This window comes from Verrucomicrobiia bacterium (assembly GCA_035495615.1).
Taxonomy (GTDB): Bacteria; Omnitrophota; Omnitrophia; order Omnitrophales; family Aquincolibacteriaceae; genus DATJFP01.
Window position 1 is genome coordinate 1 of the sequence record DATJFP010000099.1, and the last position, 21898, is coordinate 21898.

Here is a 21898-nt window from a genome sequence, read left to right on the forward strand (position 1 = left end):
CCGGCCCGCGGTCGCCAGGATCAACACGACCGAAGACGAAGCCGCCTTTTATTACGGGCTTCCCGAAGAATTCGTCTACCGGGTGGATGCGGCCGAAGACTTCAAAGAGCAGGGGCCCCGCGGAGAAATGCGGGCCGCGGCGGAGGAAATCCCGGCGCCGGCGTCGCACCGTTCGAGCGGCATCGACTTCACCCGGACCCAGCCCGTTTCCGCGACGGGGAAGAACAACGCGTTTTTCGGGGAAGAAGCCCGTTCCTCGCAGAAATCATCCGACCAGATCGAACGCGAGCTCGACGAAATGGTGGGTGCGTCTCACGAAAGAATGGGCCGCGAATACGGCTTCCTTGCGCGGGACAAGTCGCCGGAGATCACGAGGGTTTACGAATCCTTCGACCGGCTCGTGGCCGGCTACAACAGACTGGCGCAAATGCAGGGCCTGCCGCTTTACCGCGGAAAGCTCTTCATCGTGGATTCCGAAGACGTGAACGCGTTCGTCTACGCCGGCCATGACGACGTGTATTTCCACATGGGCATGCTGCGGGCCATGGAACGCTACACGCAGCTTCCCGGTGTTACCGCGAAAATGACCGAAGAGCTGGTGGCCAGCGTGCTCGCGCACGAACTCAGCCACGTCATGCAGCTCAGTTCCTACGAAGGGCTCAGTGTCGCCAAAGGACGCGGCCGGGAGGAATCGGCGATGTTCGCGCTGAAGCGCAATGCGGAGTACGACGCGGACCGCAACGCGATCACGGTCATGACGCTCGCGGGGTATTCGCCCCGCGAAATGGTGACAGCCCTCGAATTTCTCGCGCGCATCACCCCCGAGAGCACGGCCGAGCATTCCCTGTCCGATCATCCGCACCCGAAGCTCCGGCTGCGCGAATTGCAGCGCCACATCCAGGATGCGCGGCTTGTCACCGCGACCTGGGGGCTTGCGCTTCATCCCTTCGAGCGGCCGGGCGCTTTTACGGATTTGAAAACCGGGCACCTGGCGCCGTCCCTGCCGAACACCGCGGCGCAGCTCGACGAGGCCGCCGGCCGCGTGTCGTCGGCGCGTGAGCTCACGGAAGTCGGCCGCGTCGCGGACGAAAAGGCAAGGCTCGGGCGCGTGCGCAAAATCGCGGACACGCCTTCGGGCCGCGACCTCTTTTCTTTCTTCGTGTTCGCCGGCAACATGATGAACGCGGCCAACGATCTCGCCATGCGGCTTGCGTACAACGAAAACCGGGAAAGCGCGCCCGCCATCAAGATGGACCCGATCGGCGCGCACATCCTCGAAGACCTCAAGCCCGAAGACCTCGCGCTTCTCACCAAAGACAGCGGCGATCTGACCAGTAAGGAAAAAGACAAAATCGCGGAGCTTTGGAAAATGACGGCGGCGGGCGCCGCACGCGTCCTGGGGGTCATGAAAACGCAGCTGCTTTCCGGCGAGACGACGTCTCAGATGACGGCGGAACGGCGCGAGGCCGCCATTAAGGCCCTGACGCTCATGGCGGACCACTTCAAACGGGCGACGTCCGTGTTCGCCAATCATGTTTGGGATACGGCCGCGGAACCGCCGACGCAGGCCCAGATCACCGACATGTTCCTGGACGGCCGCAGCGCCGAAGCCATCCAACTTCTGACGCGGGTTCCGGTGGCCGTTTACGCGACGGTGGGGCGCACGACGCTGGATGAAGCCGCGAGCGTGAGCCGGAGCGGCGTGACCGTGAGCGGCCAGCTCGAGCGCGGGGATTCCGCGTTTTACCGGCAGAATGTAAGCCTGGATTCGACGGCCACGCCGGCCGACCGCCAGCGCGCGCTGGATGCGGCGCGCTACGCGTGGATGGCGGAAGTCATGACGAGCGTGGTCGGCAAGGTTCACGCCGGAATTTTCCGCGAGAAATGGGCCGACAAGCTCGAATCGCTGCTGCCGGAGCTGCCTGCGCCGCTTACCACCGGAGAAACGGCCCGCGACGGAGAAACGCTGACCCAGGCCCGCGCCGTGACCCGCGGCTTTTTCATCAACAACAAAGTCAGCCGCGGCAAGGATGCGGATTTATTTTTCGCCTACGCGGGGCCGGTCCTGCTGCCCGAAGCTTCGCAGATCCGTTCTCCGATCTACCAGGCTGAAAAAGGACTCCGCGATCCGACGCTGGTGCTGGGGCGCCGGGAAGGCCTGGAGCGCCAGGACCCTTACTTCGAGATGATCAACAACGCCGACGTTCCCGGCGAAATTCTGATCCGGGAATGGGAAGAGCGGGGAAGCGCCGCGGGCTTTGATCTGGCCGAACTCTTCCGGCGGCACCTGGCTCCGTACAGCCGCTCCTTCCGCAAAAAAATCATTTCGGAAATGATGTATTCGATGACGCAGTCCGTCCGTTACGACCAGCGCCGCGCCGGAATCCTTTTCGACATCTTCCTGGAAAACGTGGGTTCCGCGGATGCCTACGCGCTGATGAGCGAATACCTGTCTGTCGTGGAGCCTTCCGAGTTCAAGAGCACGCGCGTCTCGAAATCCAAGGAGGCGTCGCTGGAGTGGCTTCGCGAGATCGCGGATACTATCAAGAACAAGCTGCTGCCCATGCGCGCGCCCGGCGGCAACATGATCAGCGCCACGCTGGCCGAGCATTATCTCACGGCCGTGACGGCCATCCTCGAGCTCGAAGGGCGCACGCCGGAATCCCTCACGCCGGACGAGGCCTTCGGCATCATCGAGCCCCTGTCCCGGCACGTGCTGCTTTCCATGGAGGTCACCAAGCCGCAGACGGGCATGCGGGACCCGTACGCCAAGGAAGAGCACGATCCCCGCCTCGGCCTTTATTCGCGCGAGTGGACCGCGCCCAATGACGTGATGCCGGCCAAAATCGATACGGCCAACATCGACGAAATGCCGGTGGCGTTTTTCAAAGGGCCTTCTTCGGTTTTCGCGCAGCGGCTTTTTTCGCAGACGCTGAAGCTGGACCGGAAGAAGCTGCAGCAGATCGCGCGGAACCAGACCGATCTCCTGGAAAACGCTTCGAACTCCCCGGTGCGCAAGGTCGGAAGATTTGCCGTGCCCCGGATCGGCGAGGCCGCCGGTTTCCTCACGCTGCTGAATGGAACCATCGCCGCGAAAATCGCGGCGGAATTGCTTTCGCTTCCCGCCGCGAATTTCCAGAGCGGGCTCCGGTTCACGGCGGAAAAACAGCCCATGGCGACGCAGCGGGTCAATGCCGAGGTCAAAAAACTCACGTTCGAGGAGTTCGCGGCGGACATCCAGCGCAGCGCGGCGGGACGCGAGGACGCGTTTTATCCGGCTTTTTACCGCGCCTTGTCGGAAGGATTCGTCAAAGTCAACACGCTGCTGGGCGACGAACGGGAAGGCAGCAACCTGTTTTTCTGGCGCCTGGCGGCCGGCCGTCCGGACGATTTCCCGCTTTACCGGGACATGATGGACAGCCCGCCCAACGTCAATACCAATCCGGACCTGCGCAAGGCGCGCCCCAATCCGGAATCGTACCTGCGCGCGGCCTCGCGCTTTTTACCGTTCCGCGGCTCCAAAGACCGCCTCTTTAAAGCTTATCTCCGGGCGCATGCCGGGGACCGGCAGACGCTGCTGCGCGCAGACCGCCATCCCGACCCTGCGGCCATGGTGGGGCAGCTTGCGGAAACTCTCGACAGCGCCACGCTCTTCCGCGACGGCTTCCTCGACCTGTGGGAGCGCCAGCTGTTTCCGGAGATGCATGCCAATTCGTCCATCACCTCCTCGCGCCTGGCCGACCTGCCGAACGATTTCAGCGACGAAAAGGCCGACGACTTCATGTCGGACAGCATCGTGGAAGTGCCTTTGGAATGGGCGAACCTGGCCAAGACCGATTTCCGGAAATTCGACAGGGCGCGCGGGCAGAAGCTCCTGGAGTTTTATGCCGCGGCCATCCCGCTGATCATGGACCCGCAGCGCCAGGCGCGCTTCGGCGCGACGGCCATGAAAATCTGGAAGGCGCTGAATCCGGACGCGGGATTCCAGGAAGAAGCGGGCGCCATCCAGCGTTTCCTGCCTCAGCCTTCGCAATTCCGGGACGAGGCGCTGGACGCGCTTTTCAACCATCACGACATTCCGAGCGTCAGTGTGCCGCACTCCGCCATCGTGCAGGCGCAGCGGCTGTACTCGTATTACCACAAGCTCGAATACGATGCGGAGCTGACGAATGCGGACGCCCTGTACCAGGCGCTGCAGAGCCTGCTGAGCCCGTCTAGCCGCCAGGATCGCAAGGACCTTTTTCTGTGGATGCTCTCCAGTAAATCTCCGGTGCCTTCCGTGGTGACGGGCGCGCGCGAAAAGTACAACGTTGTCTTCGACGATCTGCCCGAGCACCGGCGGTACGCACCGAAATCGGTGCAGCGGGAAATGGTGCTGAACATGTTGACCGGCGAGAATGGACTTCTGCGGCCGCGCTCGCAGCAGGACGTGGAAACACGGCGCGAATTCCTGGGCTCGCTGTTCGACCATTTCTTCCCCGTGTCGGAAAACCGCCCGCACAAGTCCGGGATTTCCAACGAGGTGCTCGCGCTCGTGCGGCGCATGTTCATCCTTTCCATGGAAGCGCATGACGAAGGCCGCGGCGCCGCGATCATCCAGGACCTGATGGAAATGGAAAACCGCCTCGAATTCATGCCTTTTGGGGAAAGGCTGGCCGTCCTGCTCGGGACGCTCGGGCCGGTCGGCATCAAGATCGGGCAAATTCTCTCCGAAAACGAACGGCTTGTCCCGAACGCGCGGCTTCGCGAACAGCTCGGCCATTTGCGCGGCAATGCTCAGGAGCTGAGCAAAGTCGCGGTCCTGGAAGCGCTGCTTGCCGCGGGCCTGAGCCTCGACCGCATCCGCCTCGGCCGCCGGCTGGGCTCGGCGTCCATGAAACAGGTGCATGCGGGGCAATACCTGGACGACAACGGCGTCTGGCAGGACGTGGTGTTCAAAGTGCTGCGGCCCGCGCTCACACGCACGGTGGAAAGCGACCTGAACGTCGTGGCCGCGGTGCTCGCGGACGCCGAAGTGCTGGCCGGCATCCGGACGCTGATGCCGGAATTTTCTCCGGACGCGATCGTCGCCAAAATCCGCCTCATGATCGAACAGGAAAAGAACCTGGTGCTCGAAGCGGAAAATACGGACAAGCTGGACCGCGCCGTTCGTTCCTATGCCGGGCCGTCGCGTCTCGGGGCTTTTGTGCCGGGAATCCTCGTCCATACCGAAAGCGTGATCGTCGAACAGCGGGTCCAGGGCCTCGAGATGAGCGCCTGGCCGAGCGGAGGATTCTTCGAATCCTGGCGCGTGGGACGCGAGCTGGGCCAGCGCGGCATCGCGCGGGACGCGGCACGCCAAATTCAGAAATTGACGCGCGGGGCCATCGTGAAAGAACTTCGCCGTCGCTTCCTGGACCAGGTTTTCGTGCAGGGCGTTTTTCACGCGGACCCGCACGCGGGCAACATCATGGTCAGCGCGCAGGGGCTTGCGTTTATCGATACCGGATTAATCGGAACGCTGAATCCGGCCCAGCGTGAAGGCGCGAAAGAACTGACCAAGGGCATTCTCCTGCAGGACGAAGACCGCACGCTTGCGGCCGTGCGGGCCATTCTCGCGGCCGAAGGCGCGGCCATGTCCGATCCGGACCGCACGCGCGAGGCCGTGCGCCGCGCGTTCAAAACCCATGGCCGCGATCTCGCGGGCCTCTTGAACAGCCTTGCCGCGATCCTTGCGCGCGAGGGAGGCGACGCAGGCAAAACCGTCGCGGCCTTCCTCAAAGCGTTCACGCAGGGCCTTTGGTTCATGCCGATTTCTCTCGGGACGCTGCGAGACATTGCCGCGGCCACGGGCATGACTTCCGGCGAATTTTACCGGGCGGCATGGTCGACAGGAGTGTCCAATGCCGTCGCGTTTCCCGGCCGCGTGCTTTCGGAAGCCGGGAAAGGCCTGGTCAACGGGTGGCGGGCCGTGCAGGAAAAGGCCGCCGAGATGTTCCAGCAAAGGCGCGGCCTCACGCTGATGCGGCGGACGCAAAGCGGGCTGCGCGGCGTGCTGGGAGTTTTCAGAAAGTCCGCCGAAGAGCCGGCGCCGCAGCTGCTGAAGAACAACATTACGCCCCAGGCGAAACTCTTGCCGGTGCCGGCGGCGGGGCAGACTGTTTTCAAGCCCGCGGCATCGCTCAAAATCCAATATTCCAAGGTCACCCTCGGAGAAGTCGCCGAGGATTTTCCAATTCCTGAGGGCGTGCGCGTGGACCAGCTGCACGATGCCCTGGGTTTGTTTTCGAAATATTATGCGGCGGTTTCTTCCCTGGACGAGAACAGGGAAGGGGCATGGACCGTGCCGTATCCCAGCGAGAATGAGTACAACATGCTGCGTTCTGTCCTTCTCGCGCAGGGCGCGGCGCTCGGCAAGCCGCCTTCCAGCGTCTCCCAGAAACGGTACATGAGCCGGGACATCGTGGCGCGCACCCTGACCGCGAGGCAGCTGGAAAAACTCGGAGGCGCGGAGAACTTGATCCTGGCCGGCTTATTTCGTTTTACCGCGCCCCAGGCCGCGGAAGCCGCGGACCGGCTTACGGACCTCTACCTGAAAGGGCTGGAGTTCGAAGACGCGCTGAACCCGCTCGATTCGCCGGAGGGCACGCCGCCTGAGCCGCGCGCCAGCGCGCTCGAAAACAATTTTACCGTGACGCCGAAGGCTAAACCCAGGGACTGGGCCGACGATGACCGCAAAATCGCGCTTCCCACACGGCCGGCGCAAAACGTCCGGTGGATCCAGCAGAAAGAAGAAGGCGAGGTTCCCGAATTCGCGCTGACGCCGAGCCTTCGCGGCCAGCTCGCGCAGTATGCCGACATGCTGGACCTGCGGCAGCCGGGAACCGCCGTCAACCTGTTCGACCCGGGCACAGGACAGCCGCAATCGGGCATCGTGGCCATCCGCGAAAAGTACAGCCGCGACGAAAACGCGCTCACGATCCGCATCGAAGTCCACCACGAAAGCGGGCAGTCAGTCGTGATGCGTTTCACCGACAAGGGCTATGCCGAATTCATCAAGCAGAACAGCCGCTCGAGGCCCGCGGCTTTCGAGGTCACGCGCTATGCCGCGGCCTCGGCGCGCGCCGAACTGCGGCAGGATGAAGGGCTGTCCGTCCTCACGGACGAAGAAGCAAACCAGAAAGCTCAGCCGCGCCCGCTGGACGCGTCCGAGCTGTCCGTGCGCGATCAGATTCTTGCCATCAGCCGATATTGGGCAGAAAAACTGGGCGTGTCGCTTTTCAGGCAGACCGACTACGACAAGGTCATCAACCGGGACACGCAAAAATTGAGCCGCGTGGCCCTGGCCGGGAACAAAGTGCTGGGATTTATTCTCGTGACGCCGCTCAAAGATGGGCCTTCGATCCATTGGGATGCGTCGGTGAGCGCGAGGCCCTTCGGAGGAACGGCGGTTTACGGATGGAATTTCATGAAACATCCGGCCAATGCCAACGCCCGTTTTGGAAGAGACATGTTCCACGAGCTTGCGAAAAATATCCTGGCCGACAACGCGGTCCTGGACAAGCGTTTCGTGGGAGACGTGGAAGACATCCCGTCCAACCAGCCGCTCCTGGCTTATTATCGAAGGCTCGGTCTTGAGCGCGTGGGGGAAATCGAAGAGGGCGGACGGCGGTTCATCCGCGTGGCCGTGGATGCGGACACGCTGCTTCGCAATACCGCGCCCGTGCGCGCGGAACTCCGGTCGGATTCGGCCGTGCCCGCTCAGGCGCCGGACGTGTCGCAGCGCCTCCCCGAGGCCTTGCGCGGCGTGCCGCTGGCCTTGGATCAGGGCTTCTGGAGCAACTTCCGCGGCGAATCGTGGCTGGCGCAGCTCTTCGAAGGGGATTTGTCATGGATGAAAAGCCCGGGCATCCAGAGGTTCCTCGGCGATCCTGCGCGCGCGACTTACGCGCTGCTGGACGACGGCGAGCGGGATGTTTTCCGGCAGCATGCGGGCGAACTTTATGAACGCATGCAGCGGCTCACGCTCGAGCATTTCGATAACGCCATGGGCTCCGGCGATGAAAATCTTTTTCTTATGCTTCTGGCCACGGGACGCGACACCTTTTTCCTGGAGAACGAACAGCGGGCCGAAGATCTGGACCGCGCCGCCGCGGCTGTAGGACGCGCCTTCCAGGCGGTGCAGGCGCGCCACCCGGGATCGGTCCTTGTCGGCATCGGCGCTTATCCGGCCTGGATCTTGAAGACGCTCGAACTGACCGAGCCGTCGCTCGGCTATGGGATCCGGGAGCTCGCGTTTTCCGGCGACGACGTCCCGTCGCCGGAAGCTTTGGAACAATACGCCTCTTACCTGGACAACGAAGTCCGGCTCGACCTCGAAGCGATCGTGAAGTCGAATGCGAAGATCGTGCTGGCCGACACGGTTCTCCAGGGCCGCGCGGCCAAAGTCATCATCAAAGACGTCTTTGCCAAGATTCTCGCTCGCCGTTCCGGAATGTCCGAGGCCGAGGCGCTGGCCGCACTCAACGGTAAGATCGAGCTGATCAACATCAGCGACGACAGTTTCACGCGACCCGAAGCGCTTCAGTATCTGGAAAGAGAAGGCATCCGCATTCCGTCCACCGTGGTCAATGTCGGGCGCCAGCTGCAGACTTATCTGGACCACAATCCATTTGCCGACCGCCTTGTCCCGTATTACGCCGCCGGCCAATGGCTGAAGCCTCCGGCGAAAGGCGTTTCGATCATGGGATCGGTCATGCAATTTCTCCTGATGGACGTCCTGATCGAAAGAGGACGCGCGGAACTGCGCTCGCAGCAGGCCTCCACGCCCGCGCCCGGCGCCTATTCCAAAGAGTGGTACGCCGCCCAGGGCATTGACTTCCATTCGATCGTGACCTCGCGCGCCAGCGGAAATTATCAGGACCGCCACGGCACGAGGGAAATCAAGGTGGAAGGCATTCCGCACGGCAAAGGCCGCCTGCTGTTCGTGGCCGACGGCTTCGGCGGCAGCGAAAAAGTTTCCGAATGGGTCCGCGACCGTCTCATGAATACCGATATTTTCGAGGAAATGCTGAAGCGCAATCATGGAGATCTGCAGAGGGCGCTCCTGGAACTGATTCTGAATCTGGGGCAGGAAGCCGCCGATGTCGTGGCGCAGCTGGGCATTCCTGACGGAGACAAGGCCCCGGGGTCCACGCTTTCGATCCTCTACCTGCCTTCGGATGAAGCCGCGGCCTATACCGCGGTGCTGGGGGATTCGCCGATCGTGATTCTCGACCAGAACCGCGACCGCATTTTCAGTTCCGTGAAGCAGTCGATGCGGAACGTGCTGACTCACTTCCTGGGCGGCAGCTCGGCCTCGAACCCCAAGCATCATTCGGCCGCCATCGACCGCATCGACATTCCGGACGCGGCCTCTTTCTTCCTGCTGGCAAGCGACGGTATTTATAACCGGGACGAGACATCCTACACCGTCAATCCCGGCACGCCGTCCGAAGCGTCTTATCATGACCTGCTGCAGGCCTCGGGCATGCATTTCGAGACCCAGGATGCTTCCCAGGTTTCCGCGCAGGCCGTGGCCGAGTTCGCGCGCAATACCATCGGAAGCATCGACGATATCTCCGTGCTGATCCACGAAGCGAAATTGCCGGAAGGCCTTGCGCCGCAGGCCCCGGTGCCGGGCGCTCCGACCGCCCGCGAGATTTTCCTGAAATTCGAGGCCCTTAAAAACGAAGCCATGAGCAAGAAGATTTCAAACCTCAAAGCCGAGGCCGAAGAATTGCGGCGCCTCGCCGGCCAGATCCGGGCGCTTGGAGATGAGACCCGGTATAAGGATGCGGCGCGTCTGGTGGAAGTCCGCGCGGCGCTTTTCGAGGCCGGAGAAAAGGACGATCCCGAGGCGGAGGTCCAGGCGCTCTTCCGCGAAGCCCAGATGCTCGGTTCTCCTCTAAGTTTCCTAGAAGAATTCGAAAAAGTCCAGGCGAGCGTTGTCGGCCAGGGAAAGGCCGCAAAAATCGTGAAAGGAATTGAGGACAAAAACGCGGCCATCACCGCGGACACGACCCTCGCGCAGCTCGTCGAGCAGACGGCGGGCTGGATCGTGACGGGAAGTGTCAGCTTCAGCAAGGACCAGCTGGTGCGTCTCCATCAGATCTGGGAGGAGGCTTTCCGGCCCCGGATCAATCTTCCGGAAATGACGCGCCAGCCCGTGGGCGCGGCCGAGGCCGGATACCTTGTCGCGGGGCAGGTCCTGGAAGATGCAGACGGAAACATTTACGTGGTCCGTTCCGTTGTCCCTCGGGCTGACAACACAAAAGCCTATGTCCTCCAAGATTCCCCGATATCAACGAAGAACATCAGCGAGGCCATCGCGGCGACGCAGGGATTTACCGTCATTGTTCCTCCCGGCCAGAAAGTCGACTTGACCGAGTTCGGCAAGCTCGCGCGTGATCTTCTCGGCGGAAAGCAAGCGGAGTCCCAGCGCAATGAGACTTTGGCCGAAGCTCTGGCCCGCGTACAGGCCCGGGACTACTCCGATTTCAAGCTCGGAAAAGGGGCATCGATGGCAAGTGAAACCCAGATCCTGGATCAGTTCGTCGGGCTGATGCAAAAGGCGGGGGAAGTCTTCGTTCAGGGGGACGACGCGAAGTCCGCGGCAGAATTCGAGAAAGTCCTGAGTTTCTTTGAATTCGCCGTCCACCTGTCGGGCATCGAAAATGCCGTCATTCTCGGCAAGCTCCTTACCGCAGTCAAAAAGGTGCCGCCCGCGGAAAAATTCAAGGGGACGTGGAGCCAGCGCCTTTTTGCCGCCATTGCCAACGGCCGTGAGGGGGAGCCGGTCGACTCGCGCGTCGAAAGCTGGCACGAATATCTGGATACCTCCAAGGTCAGGATCATGTTCGAAGGCGCAACCTTTAAAGCCAAGCCCGAGCTCCGGACTTCGAGTCCTGAAGGACAGAAGCAAGCTCGTGCCGAGCTCAGGGCGGAAGAGCCGCACCGGGAAGTGGAAGTGGAGCTCGATTCGGCGGCCTTTATCCAAGAGATGCGCGCGGCCTGGCGCGCGGAAGCGGTCCCTGTGGCGGAGCGTAAACGGCTGACCAGCCTGGCCGAAAGGCTGCGCATCACGGTGAGCGTGCCGCAGAGCCAGACCCAGAATCCCACGCCGGAAGACCTGAAGAAAATGCCCGCGTACATCATCCTGCGGGATCTTTTCAGCCCCATCCTGCCGGAACAACGCGAGGAGGGGAAACCGGTTTCGCGCCTGCTGAACCTGTTGTCCAATGCGCGGAACGAGCCCGGCCTGCCCGAACCGCAGTCGCTGCATTACCGCGTGCGCGAATTCGGGATGGAATATCTCGGCGAGGGCATGCACCGCGTCGTGGACCAGATCGCAGTCACGGAAACCAACGGAAAAACAACGGCCTTTACCGCCAGCTATTATCACGAGGTGAACGGCGACGAAGTCCAGCGCGCGGAAAGCGAACAGGACGACCTCAAGCTGATCTTCAACGAGCCGGCGCTGCAGGGTCTGCGCCCCCACTTCCAGAGGCCGCTGGGCGTTTCGCTCATCATGGGTGAAGAGGAAAACCGCCTGGTCGCCTACAAGCTTTACAAAGAAGGCCGCGCTTACGTGGATCTCTTCGGCCAGTATTTGAGCCCGGCGCAATTCGGCGAAGCGGAAAATGCCGAGGCGCGGCTGCTGCGCGATCTTTTCAGGCAGCTTGGGACGCTGGCCGCTCGGGTTGCCGTGGATTCCCAGGGCGGCTATCTGCCGGACAACCATCTGGGCAACACGGTCGCGAAGGTGAGCGATTTCAAGGCTTCGGGTGTCGCGGTCGTCGACTTCGAAGGCGGGCTGATACGCACGAAAAAATTGGCCCAGCGCGCGGATCTGGTCCTGGAGCCGGTGCTGTCGCTGCGGCGCCGCATGATCATGGCCAAAGCACCCGAATCAGACCGGCAAAAAACGCAGCCGCTCGCGGTCGCTTATATCACCGCGTTCCTGGCGTCGTTCTATGAGGTGAAAGCCGCGGACGTGCAGCCGCTCGTCGAGTCGGCCTATGCCGCCGCGCGCGTGGCTCAAGCCGAAAGCTCCCAGGATTTCGACAAGGCCCTGAAACAGGCCTTCAACACCGTGGACGTCAGGCTTGCCGGGACCCAGCGGCTCAATCAACTGACAGGCCAAAAATCCGAATTGCGCGCGGAGCCTCCCAAGGATACGGGCGTATTCGTAGGCAAAAGCAGGCTCCGCTATGCTCCGGACCGCGCCGCAAAAAACAGCGAGATTCAAACCCCGCAGGAAATCGAGGACGCGCTGCAGGCTTTGCAGGACAGTCTGATCGATCAGGAATACCCGCGGGATTCCGACCTCTCGCGCAACCGGGAGATCCGCGATTACCTGAACCGCCATCAGGGAGGCGTGGCTGAAGTAGCCATTTTCCTCGCGGATATCTACGGCCTTGATGCCGAGGAGACTCAGCTGCTCGGTGTGGCCGCGCTCTTTCACGACATCGGCAAAGTCTTCATGCCTTACAGCACCGTGTTCAGCGAACGGCCGTTCAACACGCTGACGGAAAAAGAAAAAGTCAACCTGGCCGGGGAAATGAGCAATCACGTTCTCGAAGGCGTGCTGATGCTCAACGAGTTCCGCGCGACTCTCGCGAATAAGATCGGACAGGACCGGATGGCGCAAATCATCGACGCCGTGAACGACCACCACGAAAACTGGAACGGCACCGGCTATTTCGAACGTTCCGGCGAGAAAGGCGAGATCAGCCGCTGGGGATCGCTGCTCAGGATCGCGGATACCGTCCAGGCCATGCGCGAGGAGCGCCTGTACCAGACCGAGCAGGACCGCAGCGCCAACCAATATGGGGACGGCCGGTATTATCCGGAATTCATTTTCAAAGTGCTGCTGGGGCCCGCCTACGAAAGGCCGCGTGTCGAGGCGTTTCTCCGGAAAATCGCGCGCGGCGACGACGCGGCCCGCCAGCTTGCCTACGCCCTGCATTTCGAAGGAAAAGAAATCGACCGCTTCATCAAGGCCGCCGCGGCCGCCCTGAACCCCGCCCCTAAGTCCGAATTGCGGCAGGTGGAAGCGGAATCTCCCGCGGGTAAAGTCATGCTTACGCTCGACAACGGCGGCATTCTCGAAAATATCCACCAATTGGGAGTGCAGTACAACGTCGCCGTGGCGTTCGCGGGCGGCACGGCGCGCCGCATGCTGCTCGGCAAAGATCCCCTGACGCGCCATTCGGATGTCGACCTCATGATCATGCCGTCTCCCGGCGATCCTCACGAAGTGGACGACCGTATCAAGCTTTTTCAAAAGGCGTTGTCCGAAAAGTATCCGGACTTGAGTTTCGATATCCTGAATTTTACGAAGGAGCAAAGGTTTTCGCCGCCGTTCAATCGTTTCGTGCAGGAAAGACCCGCGACGCTCGACCGGTTTTATGCGGTCAAAGGGACCCGCGGCTGGTCCGCCGGCGATGAAGCTCGCGGCGCCTACTTTTCCGACCTCCGGGAGGGCCGGCTTCGCTTTGTCGGCGCCACCCCCCGCAACCACTTGAATAATGACACGCTGCTGCGGTTCATGCGCCTCGCGGCGGAATATCCCGAGATGAAGATTGATCCGGATTCGTGGCAGGAAGTGCTGCAATTTGTCGCGGAAACGCATCCGGACAACAAATTTCAGAAGCTGTCTGCATCTCTGGACCAGTTCTTCGGGCGTCTTGACATGGACTTTGTTTCACGCAAAGGCTCTCCGGAATTCAAGACGCTCGTCAAAATCTTCAAGCACGCGCGTTCCCCGCAGGATGCCCTGGATGTTCTCAAGCGGGCGGGAACGCCGGAAAGAAATCTTGCCACCATTTTCGGCCAGTACGTGGACTTGGAGGCTCTGGCCGCCCTGTACCAGAAGGGGATGCCGGACCCGGAGCCGGCGGCCTTCGACCGGATTTTCAAAGGAGATTTCCTGCAGCATCCCTACGCGCGGCCGGGAATAACGTCCAAGGAGTTTGCCGTCTTCAAGAGCGGCGACTTGTTTTCGGGCAAGACAGACGAGAAGTCGCTCCGCGTGAGGCAGGCCCTCGCCGTTTTCCTGGAAAGGGAAACGGGCGCCTGGCTGAAGAAGAGCGACGACCTCCGCGCGGATGAAAGGGCTTTTTACCGGTTTGAATTGACTCTGATCATCAGCGGCCTTCGGGATATGTGGTCAGGGCGCGAAACCCGGTGGCTGCTCAATCTGAAGCCGTATGTTTCCGAGGCCTTCTACCGGCATCTTGAAACTCACACCGGCCAGATCGCGGAAGCCATCGACAAGGAAGTTTATGAAAATCTTCTTGATTATTACATGCGCTCGGGATGGGAAGGCGCGGCGGCGCAGCCGGGACAGCGGCAGGAATTGCGCGCGGGCACGCAGGATTCGCGGCCGCAAAACCTCAAGCAGGCGCAGGCGCTTTTCACCGAGGCCGAGGGAATCGATTTGATGTCGGAGGAAGCCGGGGGACGCGTCGGGCGGCTGAAGGAGATCGTCGCGGAAATGAAGAAGCTCGCGCAGTCGGGCCGGATTCTTGAAATGGGCCGCATCCTCGAAATCCGCGTGGAAGCTTATGACGCGATCGCGGCCCTCGATCTCAACAAGATCGCACGCCTCTATGGAGAAGCCATTCAGCTAGGCGCCAAACAAAGAGTCCTGGATGAGATTTCCTATCAAAACCGGCGGGCTCTGGCCGGCATCAATAAGAAAGAAAGGGCCGAGGAGGCGGCCCAGCCCGCGGTCAAAGCCAAGCCCGCGATCGAAGATCCCGCCGTTTTCCTCGAGGAATGGAATGGCATCCGGGGGCATGCCGCCGAACCCGCGGTGAGTCTTGCGGACCTGGTCGCGGAAATGGACGCCTGGCAGAAAAAAGTGCTCCAGCATCCTCATTTCAAGGACGGCGAAGTGCGCGGCCGCATCGAGACAGAATGGCAGGAAGCGCTGGCCGCCAAAATCAGCCAGCCCGGTTACACGCGTCAGCCGGTGGACGAGACGATTCTGCCGGCGATCCAGCCCCGGGACGTGCTCGTCAATCCGAGCGGCAGGATTTTAATCGTGATGAGCGTGGAAACCCGCAAGAGCGGGCTCATCTTCTTCCTTCGCGACAGCCAGTACAATTTTGACATGACGCAGGCCGCGAAGCTGGCGAGCGGGTACGACCGCATCATTCCGGAGCCGCGCGGCGAATTGCGCGCGCAGGAAGCTCAGAAAGAACCGGCCGAAGGGAAAGCCCCGCAGCCCGCGGCCGTTCCCCGGCAGCAGCAAGCGCCCCGGAACGAATTGAGGCCGGCGGCGCAGGAACAGGACCTGCTGCCGCTTTTCCTGCCGGGGACCGATGTGGCCCAGGTGGTGGGGGAAAAACTGAGGCAGCATTCCGGCATCAAGCAGATCGAAGAGGAATTGTCGGCCAAGGCAGGCCTGGAACGAGACAAGGCGCAGGAACTCGTCGCGGCATTCCTGGCGGAAGTCAATCAGGCCATGACGGTCACGCCCACGCTGGACGAACTGGTGGAAAAAGTTTTCGAAGGCCGCTTCACCAATCGCCTCGAAGCCCTGCTGCGCGAGAAGCGCGACGAAATGGCAAAGACGAGTCCCGCGCGGGCCCTGGACGCGTCCGCGGCGCGCGCCTTGTCCGCGCAGATCGTGCCTCAGCTCGTGGAACGGCTGCGGGGCGTGATCAGCTCCGGGCTCATGGCCGGCGAAGTGCTGGCCGGAGGACGTCCCGGAATTTCGCTTACGGCCGCGACGCCGGAAGTGCGGTTCCTTTTGAACGCGCGAGATCCGGCCTTTTACAACGCGGCTTATCAGGAACTCCGGCGGAAGAATCCGTCGCTGCCCGCGGGCAACCTGGTTTCGGAAACCTTCGGCGCGAACGAGGCGTGGTACCTGTCCGCGGATTATCTCAAGGCGGGCACGGCTGCGGAAGAGGCTTTGGTCAAGCGCGACCTGCAGGAACAGTTCGACGCGCGCGGCGTTCCGCTCACCATTGGCTACACGATCGGCACGCCGCAGGAAAAGATCGCGATCCAGCTCGCCAAGATTTTGTCCAAGGCGCTCGCGGTCGGGCGCCGGTTCGGCGAGACCATGCAGTCGCGCAAGCTGGGTTACGACCTGAAGACCGCGGAAAATCCGCGGCTGCTCATGACCATGGACGAGCATCTGCAGCTGTCGACCCGCGACAATCTGGAAAAGGCCAAGGCCATGGTGGGAAGCGAGGGCTATATCAGCGCCGAGACGCTTTCGCGGAAAGAGTACCTCATGCTCGCGGAGCTGGTCTTCAATTCCGCGTACCTCTACAAGCAGCTGAAAGAAAAGGACGGCTACGCCTTCGGCGTCATGGACGAGGAAGTCTTCAACGGCTTCATGGCCTTCCTCCGGGACCTCGGCAATACCGAAATTGCCCGCGAGCGCGTGAAGGCCGCGGCGTAACCGACGGCGGCTTCCTTGCCGCCGCGAGTTACGTACTCAGCCAACCAGGCTGAGTGCCCAACCCTACGATTACGACATCATCCCCTGAAAAAAATCCACCCAATCACGGCAAGGATCGGCAGCAGGATGGGCAGGCTGAAATTCAAAACGTACGCGAAGAAGCTCGGCGTTTTGACCTTGGCCTGATCGGCCATGGATTTAACCAGGAAATTGGGTCCGTTTCCAATGTACGTCATGGCCCCGAAGAAAACTGAGGCTACGCTGATGGCCTCTATATAGATAGGATGCTGTGCCAGGAGATAAGCCACTTCATGGCCCGCTGTCCCATGAACGGCCGCGCCGCCTTCCGCGGCGAATATCCCGAGCGCCGCGCTGAGAAAATTCAAGTAGGTGGGCGCGTTGTCGAGGACGCTCGAAAGAATGCCGCTTCCCCAATAGAATTGCCCGGGGCTGTGGATGCCGAGCTGGTCCGCGTAGCGTTCCAGCCATTCCAGCGCCGGAATCATGGTGGCAAAAATACCGACGAAAAGAAAGCCGACTTCTTTGATCGGCCCGAAACTGAAATCGTTGCTTTCGTGAATTTGTTTGGAAGTCATCTTGTAGGACAGCGCGGCCGCGGCGAGCATGATCGTCTCGCGCAGGAAAACCGGATGGTTCACGAAAACCGACCCGAGAATCATCAGGAGAAAAAAGACGTTTTGCCCGCCTTCGAATTTCCATTCTTCACCACGGCCCGTTTCCTTCGCCTGGACGTCCCGCGGGGCGCGGGCGAAATTGACGGCATCGAAGACAAAGAACACGGCCAGGAGAATGCCAAGTGCCAGCAGCCAGATCGGCCAGATTGCATTCATGACCCAGAAAAAAGGAACCCCTTTGAGATACCCGAGGAAGAGCGGGGGATCGCCAATGGGGGTGAGCCCGCCGCCCACGTTGCTTACGATAAAAATAAAGAATACGACGTGAAACGCGGTGAGGCGGTATTTATTCATGCGCAGCCAGGGGCGGATCAGCACCATGGAGGCGCCTGTCGTGCCGAGAACGTTCGCCAGGACCGCGCCCACCATCAAAAAAAGCGTGTTGGCCAGCGGGGTGGCTTCGCCTTTGACCCGGATGTGGATGCCTCCGGACACGACAAAGAGCGATCCGATCAGGGAAATGAAACTGAAATATTCATGCGCCGTGTGGAGAAGCGGCGACGGGTTGCGGAGCTGGAAAAGGTAATGCAGCACGACGATCAGACCGAGGCCGCACGAAAGAAAAACAAAGTTCTTTTCCCACCAGTGTTTCTGCGCCAGGGGAAGAATGGCGATGCAGCCGAGAAGGGTAACAAACGGAAGAGCCCAGAGAAGTTCGATAAGCACAAGAACACCTTTGTCGACGAGTTGATGAAAACAGGTGCAAAAACAGGGATGCAGCCGTATTATAGGCAAAACGTCCCGAACGCAAACAACTTTTGCGAGGATCGATGGACTTTCCCCCCTTTCGAACCGCGGCTATCGTGACCTGTCACAACTACGGCGCTTTTCTTCCCGTATGCCTCGAAAGCCTTCTGAGGCAAACCGTTCCTTTTTCCGAAATCATTCTCGTCGATGACGCGTCGTCTGACGACACGGCCGCGGTGGCTTCGAGGTTCGCGGACCGCGTGCGTTATGTCCGTGTGGCGTTCCGGAATCCGGCGCTGGCGCGGCAAAAAGGCTTCGAGGAAAGCACGGCCGAATTCGTCGTCATGATCGACGCCGACGACTGGCTCGTGCCCGAGTTCAACGAAAAGCTGGGCGGCGCGCTGGCCGCGGATCCTTCGCTCGGATTCGCCTACTGCGGGGCGCATTACGCGGACCCGGAAGGCAAGTCGTCGCTTTATCCCGGCCGCGGCGAGTTTCCGCTGCAGCCGTATAACCCGCGCCTCCTGCGCTACCAGAACTACATCCCCAATTGCTCGCTCGTGCGCCGCCAGGCCTGGCTGGGCCAGGACCCGGCGCTTCCGTCCCTGGAGGACTGGGACCACTGGATCCGCATGGAGGCGCGGGGCTGGAAGGGCGCGCTTGTTCCGGAGAAGCTTTTCTATTACCGGCTGCACAACCGCAACCGCTCGCAGGAACGCTACTCCCTGAACTCTTCCGACGACCACTGGCGGGTGCGGGAAAAATATTTTTCCTACGACCTTACGGTGATGTCGTTTTTTGAGCGCCCGGACTACGATGCCGCGGAAGTTTTCATTCGCGGCCTGGAGCGCATGCAAAAGCCCGCCTCAACGCAATGGCTCTGGATCGACAATGCCCGCGACCGGGATTTCCACCACTTCCTCAAAGCGCGAAATCCGGGGACGCTGGTTTTTCCGCATGAGCCGCATTTCAGGTTCGGGAGAAAAGGCCATCGGCCGGGCATCGCGCGTCCCGAACACCGTTCGCGTCTCCTGCGGTTTGCGAGCAATTTCGTGGAAGGCCGTAAAATCCTTCTGATCGACGCCCGTTTCGTTCCCGACCCCGGGGCTCTCACGCAGCTTTTGGAGCATGCCGAGGCCTGGTCCGCGGACCTCCTCTGCGGGTGCTTTCAAAAGGCCGGAAGGGCGGGCGTGTTTCAGGAGGTTTCGCACCAGCCCGGGGAAAAGATCAAGAATTGCCGCGTGGATTCGGAGCGCTGGATGGTCTTTGCCGCGGGGATGGATTTTTTTCTGGCCGACACGCGGCTTTTCATGCAGTTTCCGCTGGCGCTGGAATGGCAGCGTTTTTCTTTCGGGGATTTGCCGGAGAGGACCGGGGCCTGGCTGTGGGAGAAAAACCTGCGCTGTTTCGTCGACGGTTCCGCGGTGGCGCGCGAAATTCCGTCGCTCGCTTTTTCGCGTCTGACCTAGCCCTTATTTTCCAGGCAGAATTCCTGGAACTGCCCGATCGTCTCTTCCGGTGCCCCGTCAATTTTGATCCGGCCGCTGTCCATCCAGATCACGCGCGTGCAATGCCGTGCGATGAATTTCATCTCATGGCTCGCAATGATGACGGTCCTTTCCGAGTCCATGAGGCGGTCAAAATAACCTTCGGCTTTTTTGCGGAAGCTCATGTCCGCCACGGTCGTGGATTCGTCGAAGGCAAGGAAGTCGGCCGCGGTCTGGGCAAAGACCGAAAAGAAAAGCCGCTGTTTCTGCCCCGCGGACAAATCTTTGACCTGCATGTAAAGAAGCTCGCGCAAGCCGGAAAATTCCACGATTTCTTCGATGTGGTTCGTCACTTCCGAGACCAGGATGCCGTGCACGGCGCCAAGCAGGTAAATGTTGTCGAGGACCGGCAGGTAAGGATTGAGCCCCAGGCTGTAATTGAAAAGCACGCTGAGCGGGGAGCGGACCTCGACCGAGCCTGCCGTGGGGTCCAGGATTCCGGCCAGCACGCGCAGCAGCGTAGTTTTGCCGCACCCGTTCTTGCCGATGAGGCCGATCTTTTCCCCGCGCTTCACTTCCAGGGAAACCTCGCGGAGCGCCCAAAGCTCGCGTTTCAGCGGCACGCCGCCGAGGAGCGATTGGCCCAGTCGAAAAAGCGTCTTATGCTGCTGGTAGATCTGGAAGCATTTGCTGACCTTGTCCAGCCGGACCAGAGGTTCGTTCATGACATTTCGACGCCCCGCTTTTCGAACCTCTTGAAGCAGGAATAACCGCTCACAAAGGCGATCGTCATGTAGGCCGCTCCCTGGACCACCGTATACACGCTGAAATAGGGCGCCGCATGCCCGAGCATCAGGCTCTGAAATGCAAGCACCACAGGCGTCAGGGGGTTGAGATTCAGGACCATCAGGCGCGCCCAGGGAGAGAGCATGTCGACCGTATAAAAGGTCGGGGTGATGAAGAGCATCATGGGCCACAGCACGGTCCAGATTTCCATGACATCCCCGGCCAGCGTGCTGAGAATGAGAAAATGCAGGGTGATTCCGAAGACCAGCAGGATGAACCCGATCGCGGTCAGGTAAAAGAGCGGCAGGCTTGTGAGATGCAGGACGCCGAAGGCCAGGCCCGCCACGGCGCAAAGCGAGATCTCGACGGCAAATTTCAGCGCGGGAACGAAAAGCGACGACACGAGCAGGATTTCCGCGGGCACGTGGGAATTCAGCAGGAAGTCCCGGTGCTTCTCGAAAAAGCGCATGCCGTGGGTCATCATGTTGTTGAAAAAAGTGAGGGGGATGATGCCCACCAGGAGATGAAGCGGGAAATCCGGGATGCTTTTCCCGAAGCGCGCCTCAAAAATGCAATAAAGCACCACGAAAGCCGTGAGCGGGCCGATGAAGCTCCAGAGCGCGCCTCCGATGGACTTGTAATCGCTCGTGCGGAAATACATTTTGACCAGCACGCCGAGAAGGTTGAGATTTTTTTTGAAGCGGGGTGAGGCCATTTATTTGATCAGCAGGTTTTTGAGGCCGATGTGGCCGAGAAAACGCAGCGCGTGCAGCGGTTCTCGCAGAATCCCGCCGGCATGGCGCAGGAGCCCCTTTCGTTCGGCAAGGGCCGCGTAAGCGCGCAGCCGCGCGCGGCCGCGGGCAAGGCCGGCCTTGTCCGCGGCCGGTTCGCGTTCCAGGGAATCGTAGAGCCGGGAAAGGAACTGCTGCAACGCCTGGAAAGTGCTTTGGGTGAAAGGGCCGAAGTTGGCGCTTTTTTCGTGGATACGCCAGCGCACGAGCGGCTCCGGAAGAAAGAAGAAGGCGCCGCGCGGGGCCAGATGCGCCAGCGTCCACCAGTCGTAAAAAAGTTCGCGCGGCGCGGCTTCCGGGATTTCCGCGAGCAGGCGGCGGCGCGTCACAAAATTGGAAAAGGTGGCCACGGGATTGCGGCGGAGCAAAAAGGGCAGCGCGGAAAACGGACGGCGCCGCGGTGTTTCCGCGGCCGTCAGCCAGCGGTAGGTGTTCCAGAAAAAGGCGCCGCGCGCGTGGCCGAAAGGCCGGTAGCCGGAATAGACCGCGGAAACCGCGGGAAAGTCCCTGAGAGCGCGGATTTTTTTTTCGAGATTCTCCGGTTCCCACGCATCGTCGGCCTCGAGAAAAGCCGTGAATTCTCCGCGGGCATGAGCGAGCGCAAGACGGTAGGACGCCGCGAGTCCCTGATTGGCGCGGCCGGGATGAGTGAGCAGGCGGATTTTTCCGGGAAAGCGGGCCCGCCAGGATTCCAGGATTTCGACCGAGCCGTCCCGCGAGCCGTCATCCACGGCAAGAAGTTCGAAGTCCCGGAACGTTTGGGCCATGACCGATGCAAGAGCCTCGGGAAGCCAGCGCGCGTAATTGAAACTGGGCATGAGCACGCTGACCGCGACGGACGCAGAAGCCGAGCTGTTTTCCGGAGTCATGGGCCGGATTATAACGATTTCTCCATGCGGCCACCACAGGTTTTGTGGCGGAAAAACCGGGCAAAGGCGGATGTAAAATCGCGCCGGATATGATATAACTAGGCATTTCCCATTCAACGGACCGTCAATTTTTTTCAGG

Annotated in this window: 6 protein-coding genes; 2 read left to right on the plus strand and 4 right to left on the minus strand. The window is 61.1% G+C overall.

Translation table 11 applies throughout. The features are described from left to right. Window positions 1–82 precede the first annotated feature (82 nt). Window positions 83–16444, plus strand: a complete 16362-nt coding sequence (locus VL688_12705; protein ID HTL48913.1) for an AarF/UbiB family protein — start codon at window positions 83–85, stop codon at window positions 16442–16444. A gap of 77 nt (window positions 16445–16521) precedes the next feature. Here the strand turns inward: VL688_12705 and VL688_12710 are convergent, their stop codons facing one another. Next, a complete protein-coding gene (locus tag VL688_12710; protein HTL48914.1) occupies window positions 16522–17805 on the minus strand; it encodes a sodium:proton antiporter in 1284 nt (427 codons plus the stop codon). A gap of 104 nt (window positions 17806–17909) precedes the next feature. On the opposite strand from VL688_12710, the gene VL688_12715 reads away from it, so the two are divergent. Next, window positions 17910–19295, plus strand: coding sequence for a glycosyltransferase (locus tag VL688_12715; GenBank protein HTL48915.1), 1386 nt, complete (start codon window positions 17910–17912; stop codon window positions 19293–19295). Here VL688_12715 and VL688_12720 read toward each other — a convergent pair. Genes VL688_12720 through VL688_12730 form a run of 3 tightly spaced genes read right to left on the minus strand, consistent with a single transcriptional unit; the run spans window position 19292 to window position 21759 of the window. Further along, window positions 19292–20038, minus strand: coding sequence for an ATP-binding cassette domain-containing protein (locus VL688_12720; GenBank protein ID HTL48916.1), 747 nt, complete (start codon window positions 20036–20038; stop codon window positions 19292–19294). The genes VL688_12715 and VL688_12720 overlap by 4 nt on opposite strands. After that, a complete protein-coding gene (locus VL688_12725; GenBank protein HTL48917.1) occupies window positions 20035–20814 on the minus strand; it encodes a hypothetical protein in 780 nt (259 codons plus the stop codon). The genes VL688_12720 and VL688_12725 overlap by 4 nt, the downstream gene beginning before the upstream one ends. Then, window positions 20815–21759, minus strand: a complete 945-nt coding sequence (locus VL688_12730; GenBank protein HTL48918.1) for a glycosyltransferase — start codon at window positions 21757–21759, stop codon at window positions 20815–20817. Window positions 21760–21898 lie beyond the last annotated feature (139 nt).

Bases quoted from the DNA above. Each gene is read 5' to 3' on its own strand.
- VL688_12730 (HTL48918.1), bottom strand. From the start codon at position 21,759: ATGACTCCGGAAAACAGCTCGGCTTCTGCGTCCGTCGCGGTCAGCGTG.
- VL688_12720 (HTL48916.1), bottom strand. From the start codon at position 20,038: ATGAACGAACCTCTGGTCCGGCTGGACAAGGTCAGCAAATGCTTCCAG.
- VL688_12725 (HTL48917.1), bottom strand. From the start codon at position 20,814: ATGGCCTCACCCCGCTTCAAAAAAAATCTCAACCTTCTCGGCGTGCTG.
- VL688_12715 (HTL48915.1), top strand. From the start codon at position 17,910: ATGGACTTTCCCCCCTTTCGAACCGCGGCTATCGTGACCTGTCACAAC.